The organism is Heliobacterium chlorum (assembly GCF_014502795.1).
Classification (GTDB): Bacteria; Bacillota; Desulfitobacteriia; order Heliobacteriales; family Heliobacteriaceae; genus Heliobacterium; species Heliobacterium chlorum.
The window spans coordinates 1-465 of record NZ_JACVHF010000161.1 but is presented as its reverse complement, the minus strand read 5'-3'; the positions used below and the strand labels follow the sequence as shown (position 1 = coordinate 465).

Below are 465 nucleotides of genomic sequence, written 5' to 3'. Positions count from 1 at the left end.
ATATCAAGCATTGAATGATAAGACCAAGAAGTTAAACTTATCAGTAAACAAAAGATAGATAGAAATAATAATGAATTTCCACGTATATCTAAATGGATAGACATACTTTTTTGCTCTTTAATATATCTTTTTAAAAATAAACAGCCGATTAAACCGATAAATATAAAGGGAATATTAATCCAAAAAATCCATCTCCAATTACCTACAGATATTAAAAAGCCTCCAATACTTGGTCCTAAAACAGGGCCTATCCCTAATAGAATACTTAAAGTTCCTAATGCTGGTCCTTGTCTATTTTCAGGAATAGTTGTAGTAATGATAGCCGTAGCAGTTCCTTGTAACATTGCTGCACCTATGCCTTGTAAACCCCGAAAAGTAATTAACTCTACCACGTTGTTTGAAAGTCCACATAAAATAGAAGATATCAAAAACACTGTTAAACCAATGCTATAGATATTTAGACGA

1 protein-coding gene is annotated in these 465 nt (G+C 31.4%); it reads right to left on the bottom strand.

The window, feature by feature from the left end:
- Positions 1-434, bottom strand: a 434-nt coding sequence (locus H1S01_RS20775) for an MFS transporter (RefSeq protein WP_341479151.1), incomplete at its 3' end; no start/stop codon positions are given.
- Positions 435-465: the final 31 nt, after the last annotated feature.